We start from the raw sequence: 18797 nt of genomic DNA on the forward strand, positions 1-18797 counted from the left end.
TCACACGGCAATTTTTAGTGGGCCTGGCCGTGCCATGGCACGAGTTTGCGTTGCAGGGCGCGCAAGCCCATCTCCATGGCAAAGGCGATCAGCGCGATCACCAGAATCCCCAGGACCACCACATCGGTGACCAGGAACTGCGCGGCCGACTGCACCATGAAACCCAGGCCGCTGGTGGCGGCGATCAATTCGGCGGCGACCAGTGTCGACCAGCCCACACCCAGACCAATGCGCACACCGGTCAAAATATCCGGCAACGCGCTGGGCAGAATCACATGGCGAATCAACTGTGCACGGGTCGCGCCCAACGACTGCGCGGCGCGCAATTTTGCCGGGTCGACCGTGCGAACACCGGTCGCGGTGGCAATGGCGATCGGGGCGAAAATGGCCAGGTAGATCAACAGCACTTTCGACAGCTCGCCGATGCCGCACCAGATCACGATCAGCGGCAGATAGGCCAGCGGTGGAATCGGGCGGTAGAACTCGATCAGCGGATCGAGAACGCCGCGAGCTATGCGGTTGTGACCGATGGCGATGCCAACCGGTACGGCGCTCAGCACCGCGAAGCCCAGGCCCAGGCCGATGCGGCTGAGGCTCGCGCCCAGGTGCTGCCACAGGGTCGAATCCATGTAGCCGCTGGTGGCCAGCAACCAGCCTTTTTGCAGGACGGCGGACGGTGGAGGCAGGAACAAGGGTTCAATCAAACCGGTCGCGGTAACGGCCCACCAGAGGACCACGAGGGCGATCAGCGTCAGCACGCTGATCCAGCGAGTGCTCAAAGTGCGACGAACCGGAATCACCGAAGCGCCGGGTTTTACCGCAACGGCCGGAATTTCATAGCTGCTCATGCGCGCTCCTGCCGCTGGGCGGCGCTGCGTTGGGAGAAGACTCTGGCGAGCACGTGTTCGCGGGTTTCGATAAAGCGCGGGTCGGATTTGATCGCCCGTGCCGACTCGCCGGCCGCGTAACGCTGGCCGAAGTCCAGGCTCAGGCGCTCGACGATTTGCCCCGGATTGGGCGCCAGCAGATTCAGGTCGGTGGCGAGGAACACGGCTTCTTCGATGTCGTGGGTAATCAGGAACACCGGTTTGGCCGTGCGCCGCCAGACTTGCAGCAACAGTTCCTGCATCTGCTCGCGGGTGAACGCATCGAGGGCGCCAAAGGGTTCGTCCATCAATAGAACCCGTGGGTCGGCAGCGAGGGCGCGGGCCAGGCCGACGCGCTGCTTCTGCCCACCGGACAGTTGCCAGATGCGGCGGTGTTCAAATCCGGAAAGGTCTACCAGCGCGAGCATTTCCCGGGCGCGGATTTCGCGTTTGTCCCGAGGAATGCCGGCCAGTTCCAGGCCGAAGCCGACGTTGGCCAGCACGTCCTGCCAGGGCAGCAGGGCGTCGTCCTGGAACACCACGCCGCGTTCGGCACTCGGGCCTTTGACGGGCACGCCGTCGAGGGTGATGCGCCCGGCGCTGGGTTCGACGAAACCGGCAATCAGGTTCAACAGCGAAGTCTTGCCACTGCCGGACGGGCCGAGGGCAACCAGCAATTGCCGGGGCCCCAGGCTCAGGGAAATATCCGCCAGCACCGGTTCCGGGCTGCCAGGGTACTGTGCGCTGATGCGCTCCAGCTGTAGCAAGGCCATGGCGATGAACTCCCGATCAGTTGGTGATGAACTTGGCGCTGACGTAGGGTGCGTAGTCCGGCAGCACAGCCTCGACCTTGCCTTGTTCCTTGAGGAACGCGGCGGTGTCGGTGATGGCCTTGGTGGTCGGCGCCCCCAGGGTGATGACCTGATCAGCCGCCAGTGGATAAACGTTGCCTTGCAGCAGCAGCGGAATATCGCTGGCCTTGGCGCCAGACAGTTTTACAAGCTTGTCGACGTTACCTTGATTGGCCAGCCAGGCTTTCGGGTCTTTGCGGTAGTCGGCGTAGGCGTCCAGGGTCACTTTGGCGAACGCGGTGACGATTTCCGGGTGTTTCTCGGCGAAGTCCTTGCGCACGATCCAGGCATCGAAGGTCGGCGCGCCGAACTTGGCCAGTTCGCCGGAGGTGATCAGCACTTTGCCGTTTTCCTTGGCGACGCCCAGGGCCGGGTCCCACACGTAGGTGGCATCGATGTCACCACGTTTCCATGCAGCGATGATGGCGGGCGGGGCGAGGTTGAGGACGGTGACTTTCGAGGGGTCGATGTTCCAGTGCTTCAGCGCGGCCAGCAGGCTGTAGTGGCCGGTGGAGACGAATGGCACGGCGATTTTCTTGCCAATCAGGTCTTGCGGGGTCTTGATCCCGGAACCATCACGGGCCACCAGCGCTTCGGCGGCGCCGATCTGGGTGGCGATCAGGAAGGTTTCCACCGGGACTTTGCGGGTAATAGCCGCCGTCAGGGGGCTGGAACCGAGGTAGCCGATCTGCACGTCACCGGAGGCGATGGCGGCGATGATGTCGGCACCGTTATCGAATTTGCGCCAGCTGATGTCGGCCTTGGTGGCTTTTTCATAGGCGCCATCGGCCTGGGCGACTTTGGCCGGGTCAACGGTGGTCTGGTAGGCGACAGTCACGTCAGCCGCCTGGGCAAAGAAGCTCGCTGCCGCCAGAGAGGCGGCCGCCAGCAGGCGAAGAGGGAAATGCAGTTTCATCGGGAAGCTCCTTGTCAGGCGACCGAGAGTCGGCGTGAAAGGAGACTAAATGATCTAAGAATTCGAAAATAAATAACTTTTTCGAATGAGCTTATGAGCGGAAAAATCTAACCGTGACCGCTGCGCGGTCAATCGCGAGCAGGCTCCCACAGTAATCACAGGTGTTTGCACAATTGTGGCAACACTGAAAGTCCACTGTGGCAGCGAGCCTGCTCGCGATAAGGTCCGAAGGACACTCTGATGTCAGTTGCTGATCGCCAGAATGCTCGCCTGATACGACCCGACAAACACGTCGAAATCGCCGACTTCGTTCTGTTCCAGCTCCGCCTGTTGAGCCAGCGACGAGCGCGCCAGTTCTTCAAACCGGGCCTGTTCCTCAGCCGGCAATGGCTGGCTACGGAAAAACTCGGCGTGGGCGCGGCTCTGGCGCAGGGAGAACTGGGCAAAGCTTTCCTTGTGCTCGGCCATGGCCGCCAGGACTTGGGCTGATGGCGTCAGGGATGGGTCCTTGACCTTGGCCAGTTGCGCATCCAGCGCCTTGCTGTGGGCATCGCCGCCGTGGCTCTGATCCAGCATCGCCGCCAGGGGTGCGATGTTTTCCAGCAATTGTGCGGCCCACTCTTTCAGGTCAACGGGGTGACCATCGCGTTGCAGTTGCAGGCCCGGACGGCGACCTTCCTTGACCACGCTGAGGAAGTTCGAGGTCGCATTGCCGCAGCTGGTGTTGGTCAGCAACGGGCTGTCGTTCAGGGCGCAGTACAGCAGGAAGGCGTCGAGGAAGCGCGATTCGGTGAGATCGATGCCCGTCGGCAGGAACGGGTTGATGTCCAGGCAGCGAACTTCAACGTACTGGATGCCACGGGCCATCAGCGCCTGGATCGGCCGCTCGCCGGTGTAGGTCACGCGTTTGGGGCGAATGTTGGAGTAGTACTCGTTTTCGATCTGCAGGATGTTGGTGTTGAGTTGAACCCACTCACCGTCCTTGTGGGTGCCGACTTCGACGTACGGCGCATAGGGCGTGGCCACCGCTTTGCGCAGGCTGTCGATGTAGCTGCCCAGATCGTTGTAGCACGGCGTCAGGCCGGCCTGTGCGTTGCTCTGGTAACCCAGGTCACTCATGCGCAGGCTGGTGGCGTACGGCAGGTACAAGGTGTCCGGATCCAGCTGTTCCAACTGATGCGAACGGCCGCGCAGGAAGCCGGCGTCCAGTGCAGGCGATGCGCCGAACAGGTACATCAGCAGCCAGCTGTAGCGGCGGAAGTTGCGGATCAGGGCGATGTAGGCCGACGACTGATAGTCGCGGTCGGTGCCGACGAAGCCTTCGGCCTGCTTGAGCAGAGGCCAGAGTTTCTCCGGCAGGGAGAAGTTGTAGTGAATCCCGGCGATGCACTGCATGGTCTTGCCGTAACGCAGGGCCAGGCCCTTGCGGTAGACGTACTTGAGCTGACCGATGTTGGACGTGCCGTAATAGGCGATCGGGATATCTTCCTCGGCCGGCAGCGGGCACGGCATCGACGGACTCCACAGGTACTCGTTGCCGAGCTTGCTGTAGGCAAAGCGATGAATATTGTCCAGGCTCGCCAGCGTGTCCGCCGGATCGGGCAGGGCCGGGGTGATGAACTCCAGCAGCGATTCGGAATAGTCAGTGGTGATCTGTTCGTTGGTCAGCGCGGAACCCAATGCTTCCGGGTGCGGCGTTTGCGCCAGCCGACCTTCATCGGTCACGCGCAGGCATTCACGTTCGATGCCGTGAAGGCACTGTTCGAGCAGAGAGAGGTTAGCGCGCTCGCCGAGCAGGGCCAGGCGGCGGTTGAGAAGTTCGCTCAAGTTGGATTCCTTCACGCGTCAGTCGCCCCAATATGGGGGTGGGCAAGACGGTCTACAAGGGTGAAGTTAAAACTGGCGTTTTCGCCTGGTTTTTGGAGCCGCTCAGGCCATATGCCGGTCAGTTAATAACCGCACAATCCCTATGGGAGCAAGCTCGCTCCCACAGGTTTGATTGCGTTGAAATTAACTCAAATCGATGACGTCTAGCTACAGGACAGCGAACGTGCCTTGTGCTTTTGCGACGAGTTTGTCGCCTTGCATCACGTCAGCTTCGACCACCAGCGTGCGCCGGCCCGGATGGATCACCCGGGCGGTGCACATCACCTCACCGTCGGCGACGGCGCGGATGTAGTTGATCTTGCATTCGATGGTCGCGCTCTGCTGATCAAAGCCGTGGGTGCTGGAGCAGGCCAGCCCCATGGCAATGTCCACCAGACTGAACAAGGCCCCGCCGTGCAGCTTGCCGCCGCGATTGCGCAGCTCGGGTTCCAGCGCCAGGGCGACTTGCGCCACCCCGGTTTCCAGGCTGTGCAGACGACAGCCCAGATGCTTGAAAAACGCGCTTTCGGTCAGCCCGGCCGGGATGTCCATCAGCGTTTCTTCAACTGCTTGGCATTGGCGAACAGCGAAGCCATGGCGTTGTTGGCCGGAGCCGCCGCCGTGGTTTCCTTGCGCGGCGCGGTGTTCTGGGATTGGCGCGGAGCCGATCCTGGACGTGCACCGCGAGCACCGTCGATCTTCTCGCCCGGGGTGTCGCTCATGCGCATCGACAGGCCCACGCGTTTACGCGGGATGTCGACTTCCATGACCTTCACTTTCACCACATCGCCGGCCTTCACCGCTTCCCGTGGATCCTTGATGAACTTCTCCGATAGTGCAGAGATGTGCACCAAACCGTCCTGATGCACGCCGATGTCGACGAACGCGCCGAAGTTGGTCACGTTGGTCACCACACCTTCGAGGATCATGCCCGGTTGCAAGTCCTTGAGGTCTTCGACGCCTTCCTGGAACTCGGCGGTCTTGAACTCGGGACGCGGGTCGCGACCGGGCTTTTCCAGCTCCTGGAGAATGTCGGTTACGGTCGGCAGACCGAAGGTTTCGTCGGTGTATTTCTTCGGATCGAGACGCTTGAGGAACGCGGCATCGCCAATCAGCGAGCGGATGTCACGGTCAGTTTCAGCCGCGATTCGCTGAACCAGCGGATAGGCTTCCGGGTGCACGGCGGACGAATCCAGCGGATTCTCGCCATTCATGACGCGCAGGAAGCCGGCGGCCTGTTCGAAGGTTTTCTCGCCAAGGCGCGCGACTTTCTTCAGCGCGGCGCGGGTTTTGAACGCGCCGTGCTCGTCGCGATGGCTGACGATGTTCTGCGCCAGGGTTGCATTGAGGCCGGAGATGCGCGCCAGCAGCGCTACGGAAGCGGTGTTCACGTCCACGCCCACGGCGTTCACGCAGTCTTCGACCACCGCATCCAGGCCGCGCGCCAGTTTCAGCTGCGACACGTCGTGCTGGTACTGGCCGACACCGATGGATTTCGGATCGATCTTCACCAGCTCGGCCAGCGGGTCTTGCAGGCGGCGAGCAATCGACACCGCACCACGGATCGACACGTCGAGGTCAGGGAATTCCTTGGAGGCCAGTTCCGAGGCCGAGTAAACCGACGCGCCGGCTTCGGAGACCATGACTTTGGTCATCTTCATCGCTGGATATTTTTTGATCAGCTCAGCGGCCAGCTTGTCGGTTTCACGACTGGCGGTGCCGTTGCCGATGGCGATCAGATCGACCGAATGCTTGGCGCACAGGGCGGCGAGCACGGCGATGGTCTGGTCCCATTTGTTGTGCGGCACGTGCGGATAAACCGTGGCGTGATCCAGCAGCTTGCCGGTGGAATCGACCACGGCGACCTTGCAGCCGGTGCGCAGGCCCGGGTCGAGGCCCAGGGTGGCACGCGGGCCGGCCGGGGCGGACAGCAGCAGGTCGTGCAGGTTGTGGGCGAACACGTTGATCGCCTCCGTTTCCGCGCCATCGCGCAGCTCGCCCAGCAAGTCGGTTTCCAGGTGGGTGTAGAGCTTGACCTTCCAGGTCCAGCGCACCACTTCGCCCAGCCATTTGTCGGCGGCGCGGTTCTGGTTCTGGATGCCGACGTGCTGGCCGATCATGCCTTCGCACGGATGCATGGTGCCGGGCAGTTCATCGCCGACTTTCAGCGCGGAGCTGAGAATGCCTTCGTTGCGGCCACGGAAAATCGCCAGCGCGCGGTGCGACGGCATGCTTTTCAACGGTTCGTCGTGTTCGAAGTAGTCGCGGAACTTGGCGCCTTCCTCTTCCTTGCCGGCGATCACGCGGGCACTGAGGGTGGCTTCCTGTTTGAGGTAATTGCGCAGCTTGTCCAGCAGGCCGGCGTCTTCGGCGAAGCGCTCCATGAGGATGTACTTGGCGCCTTCGAGGGCAGCCTTCACGTCGGCCACGCCTTTTTCGGCATCGACGAAGCGCGCGGCTTCGACTTCCGGCGTCAGTGTCGGGTCGTTGAACAGGCCGTCGGCCAGGTCGCCGAGGCCGGCTTCCAGGGCAATCTGGCCCTTGGTGCGGCGCTTCTGCTTGTACGGCAGGTACAAGTCTTCGAGGCGGGTCTTGGTGTCGGCGAGCTTGATGTCACGCTCGAGTTGCGGGGTCAGCTTGCCTTGCTCCTGGATGCTGGCAAGGATGCTGATGCGCCGTTCGTCGAGTTCTCGCAGGTAGCGCAGACGTTCTTCCAGATGACGCAACTGGGTGTCATCGAGGCTGCCGGTCACTTCTTTCCGGTAACGGGCGATGAAGGGAACCGTAGAGCCTTCATCGAGTAGCGCGACGGCCGCTTCGACCTGTTGTGGGCGTACGCCGAGTTCCTCGGCGATGCGGCTGTTGATGCTGTCCATAAAACCACCTGACAAATTGTGAAAGCAGGCTCGCAGGCGCAGAAATAGGGGCTTGGCGAGTCTGGTTGAGCGGCCTGGCCTGCGCCGCTACCTGAGTCAACAGGCACTCCGTTGACCCGTGAAATCGAACAAATACTGCCAACGCTACGAAAATAATTAGCGTATGTCTGTAGTACCTGTCTGATGTTGCCTGACACAAAAGGCCGCGCATTATAACCAGCGTTCTGCCGTTAGGGGGCATCGCGGGATACGGGTGTAACGGCCGGTTTTCTGGCGGTAAAGGAAAAATCTGCTAACAATGCACACGGTGCGTATAACGGCAGCTACGCCATAATGCGCGCCGAGATCAAAGGAGCATCCAATGAGCAGCACTGCAAACATTGCTGAAGGCGAGAAAATTCTTATTGTTGACGACGATCCGGGCCTCAGCAGCCTGTTGGAGCGTTTTTTCGTCAGCAAGGGCTACCGCGCCCGTGCCGTCCCGAATACCGAGCAAATGGATCGCCTGCTGGCACGCGAAGTGTTCAACCTGGTCGTCCTCGACCTGATGCTGCCCGGCGAAGACGGCCTGACCGCCTGCCGTCGCCTGCGTGGCGCGAACAACCAGATTCCAATCATCATGCTGACCGCCAAGGGCGATGAGCTGAGCCGCATCAAGGGCCTGGAGCTGGGCGCTGACGATTACCTGGCCAAGCCGTTCAACCCGGACGAGCTGATGGCGCGCGTCAAGGCTGTGTTGCGTCGTCAATCGGCGCCGGTGCCGGGCGCACCGGGCAGCGAAGACGAAAGCGTGACTTTCGGCGACTACGAACTGTCCCTGGCCACCCGCGAGCTCAAGCGCGGTGAAGAAGTGCACATGCTCACCACCGGTGAGTTTGCGGTCCTCAAGGCGCTGGTGATGAATGCCCGTCAGCCATTGACCCGTGACAAGCTGATGAACCTGGCCCGTGGTCGCGAGTGGGATGCCCTGGAGCGCTCCATTGACGTGCAGATTTCCCGTCTGCGCCGGATGATCGAGCCTGATCCGTCCAAGCCGCGTTACATCCAGACGGTTTGGGGTGTGGGTTACGTGTTCGTTCCGGATGGCGCCGCCACCAAGTGATCGGCGCTTTGTAGGAGCGGGTCGTGCGGGCCAGGGGTCATATGATCATGCCCGCAGACTCGCGATCCGCAATGTGCGAGCATTCCTCGCTCCTGCAAGTGTGTAGCGGTTATCCATGAAAACCCCGGTTTGGTTCCCCCAGAGCTTTTTCTCCCGCACCCTTTGGCTGGTGCTCATCGTCGTTCTGTTCTCCAAGGCACTGACCCTGGTTTATCTGTTGATGAACGAGGACGTGCTGGTGGACCGTCAGTACAGCCACGGTGTCGCCCTGACGTTGCGCGCGTACTGGGCGGCCGATGAAAAAAACCGCGACAAGATCGCCGATGCCGTACCCCTGATACGGGTGGTAGGTGCCGGTGTGCCGGAAGGTGAACAACACTGGCCCTACAGCGAGATCTACCAGCGGCAGATGCAGGCCGAACTGGGGGCGGACACCGAGGTGCGATTGCGCATGCATGCGCCGCCGGCGTTGTGGGTCCGGGCGCCAAGCCTGGGTGAAGGCTGGCTGAAAGTACCGCTGTACCCGCATCCGCTACGCGGCCAGAAAATCTGGAACGTCCTGGGCTGGTTCCTCGCGATTGGCCTGCTGTCCACCGCAGCGGCGTGGATTTTTGTCAGCCAGCTCAATCAACCCCTGAAGCGCCTGGTCTATGCCGCACGTCAACTTGGCCAGGGTCGCAGCGTGCGTTTGCCAATCAGCGATACGCCGAGCGAAATGACCGAGGTTTACCGCGCTTTCAACCAGATGGCCGAAGATGTCGAGCAGGCCGGTCGCGAGCGCGAACTGATGCTGGCCGGGGTGTCTCATGACCTGCGTACGCCGTTGACCCGATTGCGCTTGTCCCTGGAGTTGATGGGCGACCGCAGCGACCTGACCGACGACATGGTTCGCGACATCGAGGACATGGATGCGATTCTCGACCAGTTCCTGGCGTTCATCCGCGACGGCCGCGACGAGTCGGTGGAGGAGGTGGACCTGAGCGATCTGGTCCGCGAAGTCGCCGCGCCGTACAACCAGACCGAAGAGAAAGTGCGCTTGCGTCTGGAGCCCATCCAGCCATTCCCGTTGCGGCGGGTGTCGATGAAGCGACTGCTGAACAACCTGATTGGCAACGCGCTGCACCACGCCGGAAGTGGCGTGGAAGTGGCGGCCTATGTGTCTGGGGACACCGCCGCCCCATATGTGGTGCTGAGCGTCATGGATCGTGGTGCCGGTATCGACCCCGCGGAGCTGGAAGCGATCTTCAACCCGTTCACCCGTGGCGACCGTGCACGGGGCGGAAAGGGCACCGGTTTGGGGTTGGCTATCGTGAAGCGGATTGCTTCGATGCATGGCGGCAATGTTGAACTGCGTAACCGTTCCGGCGGAGGGCTGGAAGCGCGGGTGCGCTTGCCGCTGGGGTTGATGCTGCCGCGGGATGCGGTTTAAGCGCTGACTTCTTCGGTGGGGCTGATGGTCCCACCGCGAGCAGGCTCGCTCCCACATTGGATCTCCTGTGGGGGCGAGCCTGCCAGCGAAGGCGGCCTTCCAGCCGCCACAAGCCTCCAGGATCAGCCCTTCCCTTTGGTCCGCGTCATGTTCGGCCCGCCATTCTTTTCCAGATGCTCGATGATGATCCCCGCCACGTTCTTGCCGGTGGTGGTCTCGATACCCTCCAGGCCCGGCGACGAATTCACCTCCATCACCAGCGGTCCGTGATTGGAGCGCAGGATATCCACTCCCGCCACCGCCAGTCCCATGACCTTCGCTGCCCGCAACGCCGTCATGCGTTCTTCCGGCGTGATCTTGATCAGGCTGGCACTGCCACCGCGATGCAGGTTGGAACGAAACTCTCCAGGCCTGGCCTGGCGCTTCATGGCCGCAATCACCTTGTCACCCACCACGAAGCAGCGAATGTCGGCGCCGCCGGCCTCCTTGATGTACTCCTGAACCATGATGTTTTGCTTGAGGCCCATGAACGCCTCGATCACCGACTCTGCCGCCGTAGCGGTTTCGCACAGCACCACACCGATGCCCTGGGTGCCTTCGAGCACCTTGATCACCAGTGGTGCGCCGTTGACCATCGCAATCAGGTCGGGAATGTCGTCCGGCGAGTGGGCAAACCCGGTTACCGGCAAACCGATGCCCCGGCGTGACAGCAATTGCAATGAGCGCAGTTTGTCCCGCGAGCGGGCGATGGCCACCGATTCGTTAAGCGGAAAAACCCCCATCATTTCGAACTGGCGCAATACCGCACAACCATAGAACGTGACCGATGCACCAATGCGCGGGATCACCGCATCGAAACCTTCGAGCGGCTTGCCGCGGTAGTGGATCTGAGGTTTGTGGCTGGCGATGTTCATGTAGGCGCGCAGGGTGTCGACCACCACCATTTCATGGCCGCGTTCAGTACCGGCTTCGACCAGGCGGCGGGTGGAATACAGACGCGGGTTCCGCGACAGCACAGCGATCTTCATGCAACACCTGTGGAGGAGGTAGATACCGGGAACACCGGCTTGTCTTGTACATATTTAATGCCCGGATTGACCACCAACTGGCCATCGATCAGGGCTTTGGAACCGAGTAACAGGCGATATCGCATGGATTTGCGGCAAGCGAGTGTGAACTGGACTCGCCAGACCCGATCACCCAGGGCCAGGGTGGTGCTGATCACGTATCGCACCTGCGCGTGACCGTTAGAGCTTTTAATGGTTTTCATCGTCACCAGCGGTGCTTCGCAGCGGCGGTGACGCAATTGCACCACCGTGCCCAGGTGCGCGGTGAAGCGCACCCACTGCTCACCGTCGCGCTCGAAGGTCTCGATGTCGGTGGCATGCAGGCTGGAGGTGCTGGCGCCGGTGTCGATTTTTGCCCGAAGGCCTGCCACTCCCAAATCCGGGAGCGCCACCCACTCGCGCAGACCGACGACGGTCAAATGGTCAAATGTCTTCAAAGGTGCTCAACCGGTAGTAACCGCTCGGCCGCACGCGGCCGGATTCGCGGTATTCACGCAGAATAATGATTAAAAGGCGACAGATATCTACGGCCCGGATTTCCAGCCCTTCAGGGAGGTTCTGGAATGCCTGCATTGTAATCCGAGACGAGGTAATTCTTGGTACGACAGAAACGGTAGTACAGTTCACCAATATTTCAGAATGAGGAAATCCCATGGCACAAAAAAACGAAGAGGACGATAAAGTCCGCCTCGATAAATGGTTGTGGGCCGCGCGTTTTTACAAAACCCGAGCCCTGGCCAAGGCAGCGATTGAAAGCGGCAAGGTGCATTGCCGGGGTGAGCGTTGCAAACCGGGCAAGGAACCGCGCATTGGCGATGAGTTTGTGATTCGCACCGGTTTCGAGGAGCGTACGGTGGTCGTCCAGGCGCTGTCGATTGTTCGCCGTGGCGCGCCGGAAGCACAGACGCTGTACGCCGAAACCGAAGCCAGTATTGCCAAGCGCGAAAATGCCGCGGCCCAGCGCAAGGCTGGCGCACTGGGTGTGAGTACCGACGGCAAGCCGAGCAAGAAACAGCGGCGTGATCTGTTCAAGTTTCGTGGGAGCAGCAACGAATGATTGACCGAACCCACCGATCAACTGAGTCAGGCCAAGACTTGTAATTGCGCCTGCGCGTAGCCATATGAGGTAATTGGCCTGACGAGCCTGTGCCATTCGTCGTAAAACGCACACCGCCATCGGCCTCTAACCCAAAACCAGGCAGCAATACGCTATAGCCAAGGCGTAACCTCGAATTCTGTCACTACTTTTGTCACCACTTCAGATACCAGACTTATGACCGACTTACCGGATAACGACTTCACCCAACGCTTCATCTTCGATGACAGCGACACCCGTGGCGAGATGGTTTCGCTGGAGCTCAGCTACGCTGAAGTCCTGGCCAAACACGCCTATCCGGAGCCGGTCGCGCAACTGCTCGGCGAGTTGATGGCCGCTGCGGCCTTGCTGGTCGGCACGTTGAAGTTCGACGGGTTGCTGATCCTTCAAGCCCGTTCCGAAGGCCCGATCCCGCTGCTGATGATCGAATGTTCCAGTGAGCGCGACATTCGTGGCCTGGCGCGATACGAGGCGGACCGGATTGCCGCCGACGCAATCCTGGCCGACTTGATGCCCGATGGCTCGCTGACCCTGACCATTGACCCGAACCAGGGCCAACGCTACCAGGGCGTCGTCGATCTGGATGGCGAAACGTTGTCCGACTGCTTCACCAACTACTTCGTCATGTCGCAGCAGATTGGCACTCGCATCAAGCTCTGCGCCGATGGCCGTCGCGCCCGTGGCCTGTTGCTGCAACAACTGCCCGCCGACCGTTTGAAGGACGAAGAAGAACGCGCCGCCAGCTGGCAGCACCTCACCGCGCTGGCCACCACCCTGACCTCCGATGAATTGCTGAGCCTGGACAACGAAACCGTGCTGCATCGCCTCTACCATGAAGAGCAGGTGCGTATGTTCGACGTGCAGAAACTGCGTTTCCGTTGCAGTTGTTCGCGAGAGCGTTCGGCCAATGCCCTGGTCAGTCTGGGTATGGAAGACGCGCAGAACCTGGTGATTGAGCACGGTGGAAAAATCGAGATCGACTGCCAGTTCTGCAACCATCAGTACCTGTTTGATGCCGCCGATGTCACTCAATTGTTCGCTGGTGCGGGTGTCGAGACGCCGTCAGATACCCGTCACTAAAACGGTTCAGCGCAGGTAAATTCACTGGTTTGTGCCGGAATAACGCCGTTACGACGGGAGGGCCCTACTATTTTTGGGCTTTTCTGGCATAATCCGGCCCACTTTTTTCGCGGTAGTAGTGCACGACTTTCTACTACAAAACGTTTGGAGCACTCGGCCACTGGCCGACGGGGAACCTCATGACGCAAGCCAATAACGCCGTGTACACCGATCTGAGTGTTGATGATCTGGTCAAAGAAGCCCTCAACCGCGGTGAAGGCGAGCTTGCCGATACCGGCGCACTGGTTGTTCGCACCGGTCACCGTACCGGCCGTTCGCCAGTCGATCGTTTCATCGTTGATGAGCCGACCACCACGGGCGCCATCGCCTGGGGCCCGATCAACCGCAAGTTCCCGGCCGACAAGTTCGATGCCCTGTGGAACCGCGTTGAGGCGTTCAACAACGCGCAAGAGCATTTCGTTTCCCATGTGCATGTAGGTGCGGCTTCCGAGCACTACCTGGCCGTGAAGATGACCACCCAGACCGCCTGGCAGAACCTGTTCGGTCGCTGCCTGTTCATCAACCCGGCCCAGTACAACCCGGCTGGTCGTGATGAGTGGCAAGTGCTCAACGTCGCCAACTTCGAATGCGTTCCAGAGCGTGACGGCACCAACTCCGATGGTTGCGTGATCATCAACTTCGCTCAGAAGAAAGTGCTGATCGCTGGCATGCGCTACGCCGGTGAAATGAAGAAAGCCATGTTCTCGGTGCAGAACTTCCTGCTGCCGGCCGCCGACGTGCTGCCAATGCACTGCGCCGCCAACATCGGCGAAGAAGGCGACGTGACCCTGTTCTTCGGTCTGTCCGGCACCGGTAAAACCACCCTGTCCGCCGACGAAAGCCGTTACCTGATCGGTGACGACGAGCACGGTTGGGGCGAGGGCGTGGTGTTCAACATCGAAGGCGGTTGCTATGCCAAGTGCATCGACCTGTCCGAGAAGAACGAGCCGGTTATCTGGAAAGCCATCAAGCACGGCGCCGTCCTGGAAAACGTCGTGATCGATGACGCCAAGCACGCCGACTACACCGATGTCAGCCTGACCCAGAACAGCCGCGCTGCCTACCCGCTGGAGCACGTTGCCAAGCGTTCCGAGAAGAACCTCGGTGGCGAGCCGAACGCTGTGATCTTCCTGACCTGCGACCTGACCGGCGTGCTGCCGCCAGTGTCGATCCTCAACGAAGAGCAAGCGGCCTACCACTTCCTGTCCGGCTACACCGCTCTGGTGGGTTCGACTGAAATGGGTTCGGGCAGCGGCATCAAGTCGACCTTCTCCACCTGCTTCGGCGCACCGTTCTTCCCGCGTCCGGCTGGCGAATACGCAGAGCTGCTGATCAAGCGTATCCGCGGCTTCGGCTCCAAGGTCTACCTGGTCAACACCGGCTGGACTGGCGGCGGCTACGGCGTCGGCAAGCGCTTCAACATCCCGACCACCCGTGCGGTGATCGCAGCGATCCAGAGCGGCGCGCTGATCGGTACCGAGACCGAGCACCTGGACACCATCAACCTCGACGTGCCACTGGCCGTACCGGGCGTTGAGACTGGCCTGCTGAACCCACGCAACACCTGGGCTGACAAAGCCGCCTACGACGAAGCCGCCAAAGCACTGGCCGGCCTGTTCACCGAGAACTTCAAGAAGTTCGACGTGAGCGACGCGATCAAGGCTGCCGGTCCTCAGTTGTAAGCGTTGGTTTGATGCAATGAAAAAACCGCCTCTCGGGGCGGTTTTTTTATGGGCCTGATTCAGGCCGGCAAAAAACATAACTGCCATTATTCCAGCCGAATAGGCGCTAAACGACCAGAATAATGGCACTTAAGCGTTTAGCTCCATGCCCTCCAATTCTGATGTATCCCACCGCTGCGCCTTGATCGCTTTGTAGAGCATTCCGATAGTCAGTGGGACTTTGTCGCCACGTCCCTTTGCCCTGCGCTTGAGGAAGACATCAAACCCTTCCGGCTGAAAGTAGCGATAGGCGTCGTAGTCGATGAAGTCGATGGCGAACTGCTCTTCCAGGCTTTCGATCAGGTGCTGGGCATCCGCGCCGTTGCAACCCAGATCGAAGTTGATCGAGGTGTCGAGGCAGATGGTTTTGCGTTCGGGCAGGCCGATTTCTTCGTGTAGCAACTGCATGAGTCGCTGCATGAAGTGGTCGTCGGGGAAGTGGGGGGCGAGGTTCATTGCATAGGCTCCGCCAATCGAAATGCAGGTGCCATATTGTCCTGCTCACGTTTTGATAGCCCCAATGCCTGCGCCAGCGTTGGCCATTGGCTGACAACGTATTTGAAGCGGTCGATGATATTTTCTGCATCCGCACGACTGACCCGAAAATACTCCGCCACTTCCCGCGCCAACTCCAGATCCAGTGCGTTGTCGGCATCGGTGATGTTGAGTTTCAAACCGTCGGCATGGACCACCGGGTTTATGTCATAGGCGGCAGACAAGCGCCATCCCCGACCTGGGTCGAGGATAAAGCCATGATTGCGCAGGTGATCGTCGGTATTGGAAACCAGAATGTTGAACACAATGCGAGACCACAGCTCCCGTAGGTCAGCATGGGTTTGCGAGCCGTGTTCCATGAGCACTTCGGCCAACTCAAGGTAGCTTGCGCCGACTGAGGCATCGTCCCCGTCAACGCGATCAGTCAGGGTCATGGCCGAGGCAAAGTGCAGTCGGCCACCCCGTTCGGTGCGATCGAAGCGCTTGACCATGAAGCAGTGATGATCACTGGCGTAGCGTCGGGCGATACCGGTTGCGACGCGCAAGCCACAATGATTGGCCAAGGCATTGACCACCAGTTCCCAGGCGCCAACGTCATAGTCATCGCGGGTACTGGGGAATTTGGCGATCCACAAATGACCGTGCTCGTCTGCAACGCTGGCCTTGGGGCGGGCGCCACCGAGTGAGCCGCCCGGTGCGATCAACATTCTCAGCCACTCGCGGCCATCGAGTGAGGTGTTGTCCGGATCGTTTTCCAAGGCTCGGCTGGCTTGTTCCAGCGCTCGCAACTCGATGAAAGGCGGGGCGGTGACGCCATCGCGATCATCGAGAAAGTTGCCTTGGTCATTAAGCTTGTAGCGGATCGCACCGACCCGATAGAGATCATGTACGCCCAACAGGAAATCTGACTCGTAGAGCTTGCTGCCCTTGGCAATCAAGCCGTCGCGGATATCCCGTTCCAGCCGCCGTTTCATCAACAGTTGGCCCCATCGATCCGGGCTTGAGTCAGCGAACACGCCAAACCGGCTTTGATGTTGTCCCGGAAACTGCCGACCTTCATAGAGGCCAATGCGAGGGTCGAGCGGCGTGAAATTCAGCTCCGGATCTGCCAGCGCAACCCTGTCGTACTCAAATTCGAAGACTTCTGTGGAACGGGTCTTTCGGGCATGCAGGAAACCGAGACGCCTGGGCCCGTTCAAGGACTCCCAATCGGCATACACCGCAATCTGCGTCATTGTTCACCTGTCGTGGACTTGTTTTTTTTCTGGGTCAACAGACTGGAAAGAGAGTGGGTGTTGAAGGGGTAGTCAGCCAACAGATCTTCTACGGGGCTGGCGCTTTCAATTACTTCAGTCTCTTTTCCGGTTTTGGGAGGGGCTTTTTTAGCCACGCTGACTTTACGTGCCTGTCGGTTCAAGTCGTTGGATGAAGTGGCCCTGGATTTCAATTGTGCGTCCTGCAGTTGCCGCCCCACCTCGTCGGTTGCCGCGAGTTTGTTCAGGTCTTTTTCAAGGCCAAGCACCTGCATTACGGACAGGTAGGCACCGATGGTCACGCCTGAACCACCTGATTCCAGAGAGCGCAAGGTAGTCAGTGACATGCCTGATCTCTCGGCGACTTGCTTGGCGGTGAGCTTGCGGCGCAATCGTGCCAGTTTCAGTCGCTCCCCGAACTCGGCAAGCAATCGGGAAGCGGCGGGCAGGAGTGGCGCGGTCTTCTTGGCCATGTGCCAATATTCCTTCATTTTTTAGCCTTAACTGCCAGAATAATAGCACTTAAGTGAAAGAGCATCGCCTCGCCTTGAAGCTGCCTCACTGCATAGAAATTGATAGGGGCCCCCATCTGTACTGTCATTATTCCAGCTGAAATAACGATAAACAGCCAGAATAATGCCAGTTTTAAAAATAATCTCAGACCGGCGCTTTCCAGTTGAGCATGCGTTGCTGGGCGACCTTGAGCAGGTCGCAGCCGTCCTGGGTCAGCAGGTACAGCGCGTGGGTGATGTGGGGGATGTCTTCGACATCGCCGTCGTGGAAGTTTTGGCAGTGCAGGGTTCGCAGCAGGTCGCTGGAGGCTCGGATGCGCTGGAGGGCGGCTTCAAGGATGTCCTGGGGATTGGCTTCGGTGTCGATGATTAGGGGCGGGGTGTTGGTGAGGTTGGTGTGCAGCGGGAGGTAGCGTTCGTTGGTGAATGGATTCCATTTTTTCATTTTATGTATTCTCAAATGCATTGGATGAACCGCTGTCATCGTGACCAAGCGATGGAGGCGGACTGTGTTCGGGTTGGTCAACCGGAAGAACACATAAGACCGGCACGCCCGAAGGCGTCCCAAACACAGCCACCATAAAGCGTGCAGACACTTGAGGTGCCGGCAGCATACAACGGACGTGTTTATGTGTTCCATCGGGTGACCAAGCCCGAGTCGCTGATTTGGCAGCGACAGTCCGGACTATAGGTTTGCGTCCCCCGCCGGCGATAGCCGAAAAGTTGTCTTCTTTTGTAGGACCGTGCCGAAGCTTGCATAGGGCGTTGCTGACGCACTTACCCACCGTGCACTGCGTGATCGTTCATCGCTGGCAAGCCAGCTCCCACAGGGGGACATGGTGGGGCTTGGCCTGTGAGTTTCGGCAGACGTTGCCGGGCGATGTCGAGCAGGGCATTGCCGTCCTGGGTCAGCAGGTACAGTGCGCCAACGATATTGGGGATGTCGCTGGCGTCGGCCTCTTTGAAGCACAGGCAGTACAGGGTTTCCAACAGGTCACTGGCGGCGCGGATGCGCTGCTGGGCGGCGTCGAGGATCTCGACCGGATCGGCTTCGGTGTCGATCACCAGCACCGGGGTTTCGCTGTAGCGGGTGTTGAGCGGGCGATAGCGGTCGTTGAGTGATTCGGGGTTGATCATCAAGGTGAGTCCTGTGCGAAAACGGCAGGTGTGCCCGGCAGGCCGATTCACTGATTTCAGCCGCGTCGGAAACTATAGAAGGGCGTGAGCCGGTGCCACAAGACGGCTGAGATGGACAGGTTTTGTAGGGTTTTTACTGACGTTTGAGGAAGAAGCCTACGAGTGGGTGGCGGTCATTTACCCTGAAACTGGCAGTGGTAAAAATACCTACGGCTTTATCAGTCAACGCGTCGAAAAGCTCGGTAAAGGGCGCTTCAGAAACGGTAGGGTGTTTCGAGTTTTGTAGTGAATGGGCCGGTCTCTTCGCGGGCAAGCCCGCTCCCACAGGTTTTGCATCATCCTCAAGTTTGTGAACGGCATGAATCCTTGCAGGAGCGAGCTTGCTCGCGATGGCGCCCTGACAGTCGCGACATTCCATAAGCCTTGCGATGCTGCCGAACCATCCGCTGTATCATCCCGTATCTTTTTCCGCCCCGACCTTTTCTCGACCC

General features: G+C 60.0%; 17 protein-coding genes and 1 pseudogene. 5 read left to right on the forward strand and 13 right to left on the reverse strand.

Annotated features, from left to right (window positions below; genetic code table 11):
* Positions 1-14: 14 nt before the first annotated feature.
* The 6 genes from tauC to ACGJAX_RS07200 all read right to left on the reverse strand — a co-directional run bounded on the left by tauC (position 15) and on the right by ACGJAX_RS07200 (position 7375).
* Positions 15-848: a taurine ABC transporter permease TauC gene (gene tauC, locus ACGJAX_RS07175; RefSeq protein ID WP_090327849.1), complete on the reverse strand. Its 834-nt coding sequence runs from the start codon at positions 846-848 to the stop codon at positions 15-17.
* Positions 845-1639, reverse strand: coding sequence for a taurine ABC transporter ATP-binding subunit (tauB, locus tag ACGJAX_RS07180; protein ID WP_390958118.1), 795 nt, complete (start codon positions 1637-1639; stop codon positions 845-847). Before tauB ends, tauC begins: the two co-directional genes overlap by 4 nt.
* A 16-nt stretch (positions 1640-1655) precedes the next feature.
* Positions 1656-2633, reverse strand: a complete 978-nt coding sequence (gene tauA, locus ACGJAX_RS07185) for a taurine ABC transporter substrate-binding protein (protein ID WP_247256705.1) — start codon at positions 2631-2633, stop codon at positions 1656-1658.
* A 243-nt stretch (positions 2634-2876) separates the two neighbouring features.
* Complete coding sequence (gene gshA, locus ACGJAX_RS07190) at positions 2877-4460, reverse strand: glutamate--cysteine ligase (protein WP_390958120.1); 1584 nt, start codon at positions 4458-4460, stop codon at positions 2877-2879.
* Positions 4461-4667: 207 nt separating this feature from the next.
* Positions 4668-5051: a PaaI family thioesterase gene (locus tag ACGJAX_RS07195; RefSeq protein WP_247256704.1), complete on the reverse strand. Its 384-nt coding sequence runs from the start codon at positions 5049-5051 to the stop codon at positions 4668-4670.
* A complete protein-coding gene (locus ACGJAX_RS07200; RefSeq protein WP_390958123.1) occupies positions 5051-7375 on the reverse strand; it encodes a Tex-like N-terminal domain-containing protein in 2325 nt (774 codons plus the stop codon). Before ACGJAX_RS07200 ends, ACGJAX_RS07195 begins: the two co-directional genes overlap by 1 nt.
* Before the next feature lie 361 nt (positions 7376-7736).
* Here ACGJAX_RS07200 and ompR point away from each other — a divergent pair, with 361 nt between their 5' ends.
* Positions 7737-8477 carry a two-component system response regulator OmpR gene (gene ompR / locus ACGJAX_RS07205; RefSeq protein ID WP_020795794.1) on the forward strand — a complete coding sequence of 247 codons (741 nt, stop codon included), beginning with the start codon at positions 7737-7739 and terminating at the stop codon, positions 8475-8477.
* A 115-nt stretch (positions 8478-8592) separates the two neighbouring features.
* Positions 8593-9906 carry an ATP-binding protein gene (locus tag ACGJAX_RS07210; protein ID WP_090327864.1) on the forward strand — a complete coding sequence of 438 codons (1314 nt, stop codon included), beginning with the start codon at positions 8593-8595 and terminating at the stop codon, positions 9904-9906.
* Positions 9907-10028: 122 nt separating this feature from the next.
* On the opposite strand, the gene rimK is transcribed toward ACGJAX_RS07210, so the two are convergent.
* Positions 10029-10934 (reverse strand): 30S ribosomal protein S6--L-glutamate ligase, encoded by a 906-nt coding sequence (rimK, locus tag ACGJAX_RS07215; RefSeq protein ID WP_090327866.1) that lies wholly within the window; start codon positions 10932-10934, stop codon positions 10029-10031.
* Positions 10931-11344 carry an ATP-dependent zinc protease gene (locus ACGJAX_RS07220; protein WP_239142517.1) on the reverse strand — a complete coding sequence of 138 codons (414 nt, stop codon included), beginning with the start codon at positions 11342-11344 and terminating at the stop codon, positions 10931-10933. Before ACGJAX_RS07220 ends, rimK begins: the two co-directional genes overlap by 4 nt.
* Positions 11345-11625: 281 nt before the next feature.
* Between ACGJAX_RS07220 and ACGJAX_RS07225 the strand changes: the two genes are divergently transcribed.
* The 3 genes from ACGJAX_RS07225 (at position 11626) to ACGJAX_RS07235 (ending at position 14870) form a co-directional block, all read left to right on the forward strand.
* On the forward strand, positions 11626-12030 hold the full coding sequence (locus ACGJAX_RS07225; RefSeq protein ID WP_090327868.1) for an RNA-binding S4 domain-containing protein: 405 nt from the start codon (positions 11626-11628) through the stop codon (positions 12028-12030).
* Between the two features lie 216 nt (positions 12031-12246).
* Positions 12247-13149: an Hsp33 family molecular chaperone HslO gene (gene hslO / locus ACGJAX_RS07230; RefSeq protein ID WP_390958126.1), complete on the forward strand. Its 903-nt coding sequence runs from the start codon at positions 12247-12249 to the stop codon at positions 13147-13149.
* Positions 13150-13328: 179 nt separating this feature from the next.
* Positions 13329-14870 carry a phosphoenolpyruvate carboxykinase gene (locus ACGJAX_RS07235; RefSeq protein WP_390958128.1) on the forward strand — a complete coding sequence of 514 codons (1542 nt, stop codon included), beginning with the start codon at positions 13329-13331 and terminating at the stop codon, positions 14868-14870.
* A 129-nt stretch (positions 14871-14999) separates the two neighbouring features.
* On the opposite strand, the gene ACGJAX_RS07240 is transcribed toward ACGJAX_RS07235, so the two are convergent.
* From ACGJAX_RS07240 to ACGJAX_RS07260, 5 genes and pseudogenes are all read right to left on the reverse strand, one after another.
* Positions 15000-15365 carry a DUF1493 family protein gene (locus ACGJAX_RS07240; RefSeq protein ID WP_390958130.1) on the reverse strand — a complete coding sequence of 122 codons (366 nt, stop codon included), beginning with the start codon at positions 15363-15365 and terminating at the stop codon, positions 15000-15002.
* Complete coding sequence (locus ACGJAX_RS07245; protein WP_390958131.1) at positions 15362-16639, reverse strand: HipA domain-containing protein; 1278 nt, start codon at positions 16637-16639, stop codon at positions 15362-15364. The genes ACGJAX_RS07240 and ACGJAX_RS07245 overlap by 4 nt, the downstream gene beginning before the upstream one ends.
* Positions 16636-17130 carry a helix-turn-helix domain-containing protein gene (locus tag ACGJAX_RS07250; RefSeq protein WP_390958133.1) on the reverse strand — a complete coding sequence of 165 codons (495 nt, stop codon included), beginning with the start codon at positions 17128-17130 and terminating at the stop codon, positions 16636-16638. Before ACGJAX_RS07250 ends, ACGJAX_RS07245 begins: the two co-directional genes overlap by 4 nt.
* 184 nt (positions 17131-17314) lie before the next feature.
* Positions 17315-17614 (reverse strand): hypothetical protein, encoded by a 300-nt coding sequence (locus tag ACGJAX_RS07255; RefSeq protein ID WP_247256698.1) that lies wholly within the window; start codon positions 17612-17614, stop codon positions 17315-17317.
* Between the two features lie 407 nt (positions 17615-18021).
* Positions 18022-18306: pseudogene (locus ACGJAX_RS07260) on the reverse strand (hypothetical protein); the annotation flags it as partial.
* Positions 18307-18797: the final 491 nt, after the last annotated feature.

The sequence above is a fragment of the Pseudomonas moorei genome (assembly GCF_042846945.1).
In the GTDB taxonomy this organism is placed as follows: Bacteria; Pseudomonadota; Gammaproteobacteria; order Pseudomonadales; family Pseudomonadaceae; genus Aquipseudomonas; species Aquipseudomonas moorei.

What these genes read in the sequence shown, in the direction of transcription:
- ACGJAX_RS07225 (WP_090327868.1), top strand. Translation starts at nt 11,626, where the DNA reads ATGGCACAAAAAAACGAAGAGGACGATAAAGTCCGCCTCGATAAATGG.
- rimK (WP_090327866.1), bottom strand. Translation starts at nt 10,934, where the DNA reads ATGAAGATCGCTGTGCTGTCGCGGAACCCGCGTCTGTATTCCACCCGC.
- ACGJAX_RS07210 (WP_090327864.1), top strand. Translation starts at nt 8,593, where the DNA reads ATGAAAACCCCGGTTTGGTTCCCCCAGAGCTTTTTCTCCCGCACCCTT.
- tauB (WP_390958118.1), bottom strand. Translation starts at nt 1,639, where the DNA reads ATGGCCTTGCTACAGCTGGAGCGCATCAGCGCACAGTACCCTGGCAGC.
- ACGJAX_RS07200 (WP_390958123.1), bottom strand. Translation starts at nt 7,375, where the DNA reads ATGGACAGCATCAACAGCCGCATCGCCGAGGAACTCGGCGTACGCCCA.
- ACGJAX_RS07245 (WP_390958131.1), bottom strand. Translation starts at nt 16,639, where the DNA reads ATGACGCAGATTGCGGTGTATGCCGATTGGGAGTCCTTGAACGGGCCC.
- ACGJAX_RS07255 (WP_247256698.1), bottom strand. Translation starts at nt 17,614, where the DNA reads ATGAAAAAATGGAATCCATTCACCAACGAACGCTACCTCCCGCTGCAC.
- ACGJAX_RS07250 (WP_390958133.1), bottom strand. Translation starts at nt 17,130, where the DNA reads ATGGCCAAGAAGACCGCGCCACTCCTGCCCGCCGCTTCCCGATTGCTT.
- tauC (WP_090327849.1), bottom strand. Translation starts at nt 848, where the DNA reads ATGAGCAGCTATGAAATTCCGGCCGTTGCGGTAAAACCCGGCGCTTCG.
- ACGJAX_RS07235 (WP_390958128.1), top strand. Translation starts at nt 13,329, where the DNA reads ATGACGCAAGCCAATAACGCCGTGTACACCGATCTGAGTGTTGATGAT.
- tauA (WP_247256705.1), bottom strand. Translation starts at nt 2,633, where the DNA reads ATGAAACTGCATTTCCCTCTTCGCCTGCTGGCGGCCGCCTCTCTGGCG.
- ACGJAX_RS07240 (WP_390958130.1), bottom strand. Translation starts at nt 15,365, where the DNA reads ATGAACCTCGCCCCCCACTTCCCCGACGACCACTTCATGCAGCGACTC.
- hslO (WP_390958126.1), top strand. Translation starts at nt 12,247, where the DNA reads ATGACCGACTTACCGGATAACGACTTCACCCAACGCTTCATCTTCGAT.
- ACGJAX_RS07195 (WP_247256704.1), bottom strand. Translation starts at nt 5,051, where the DNA reads ATGGACATCCCGGCCGGGCTGACCGAAAGCGCGTTTTTCAAGCATCTG.
- ompR (WP_020795794.1), top strand. Translation starts at nt 7,737, where the DNA reads ATGAGCAGCACTGCAAACATTGCTGAAGGCGAGAAAATTCTTATTGTT.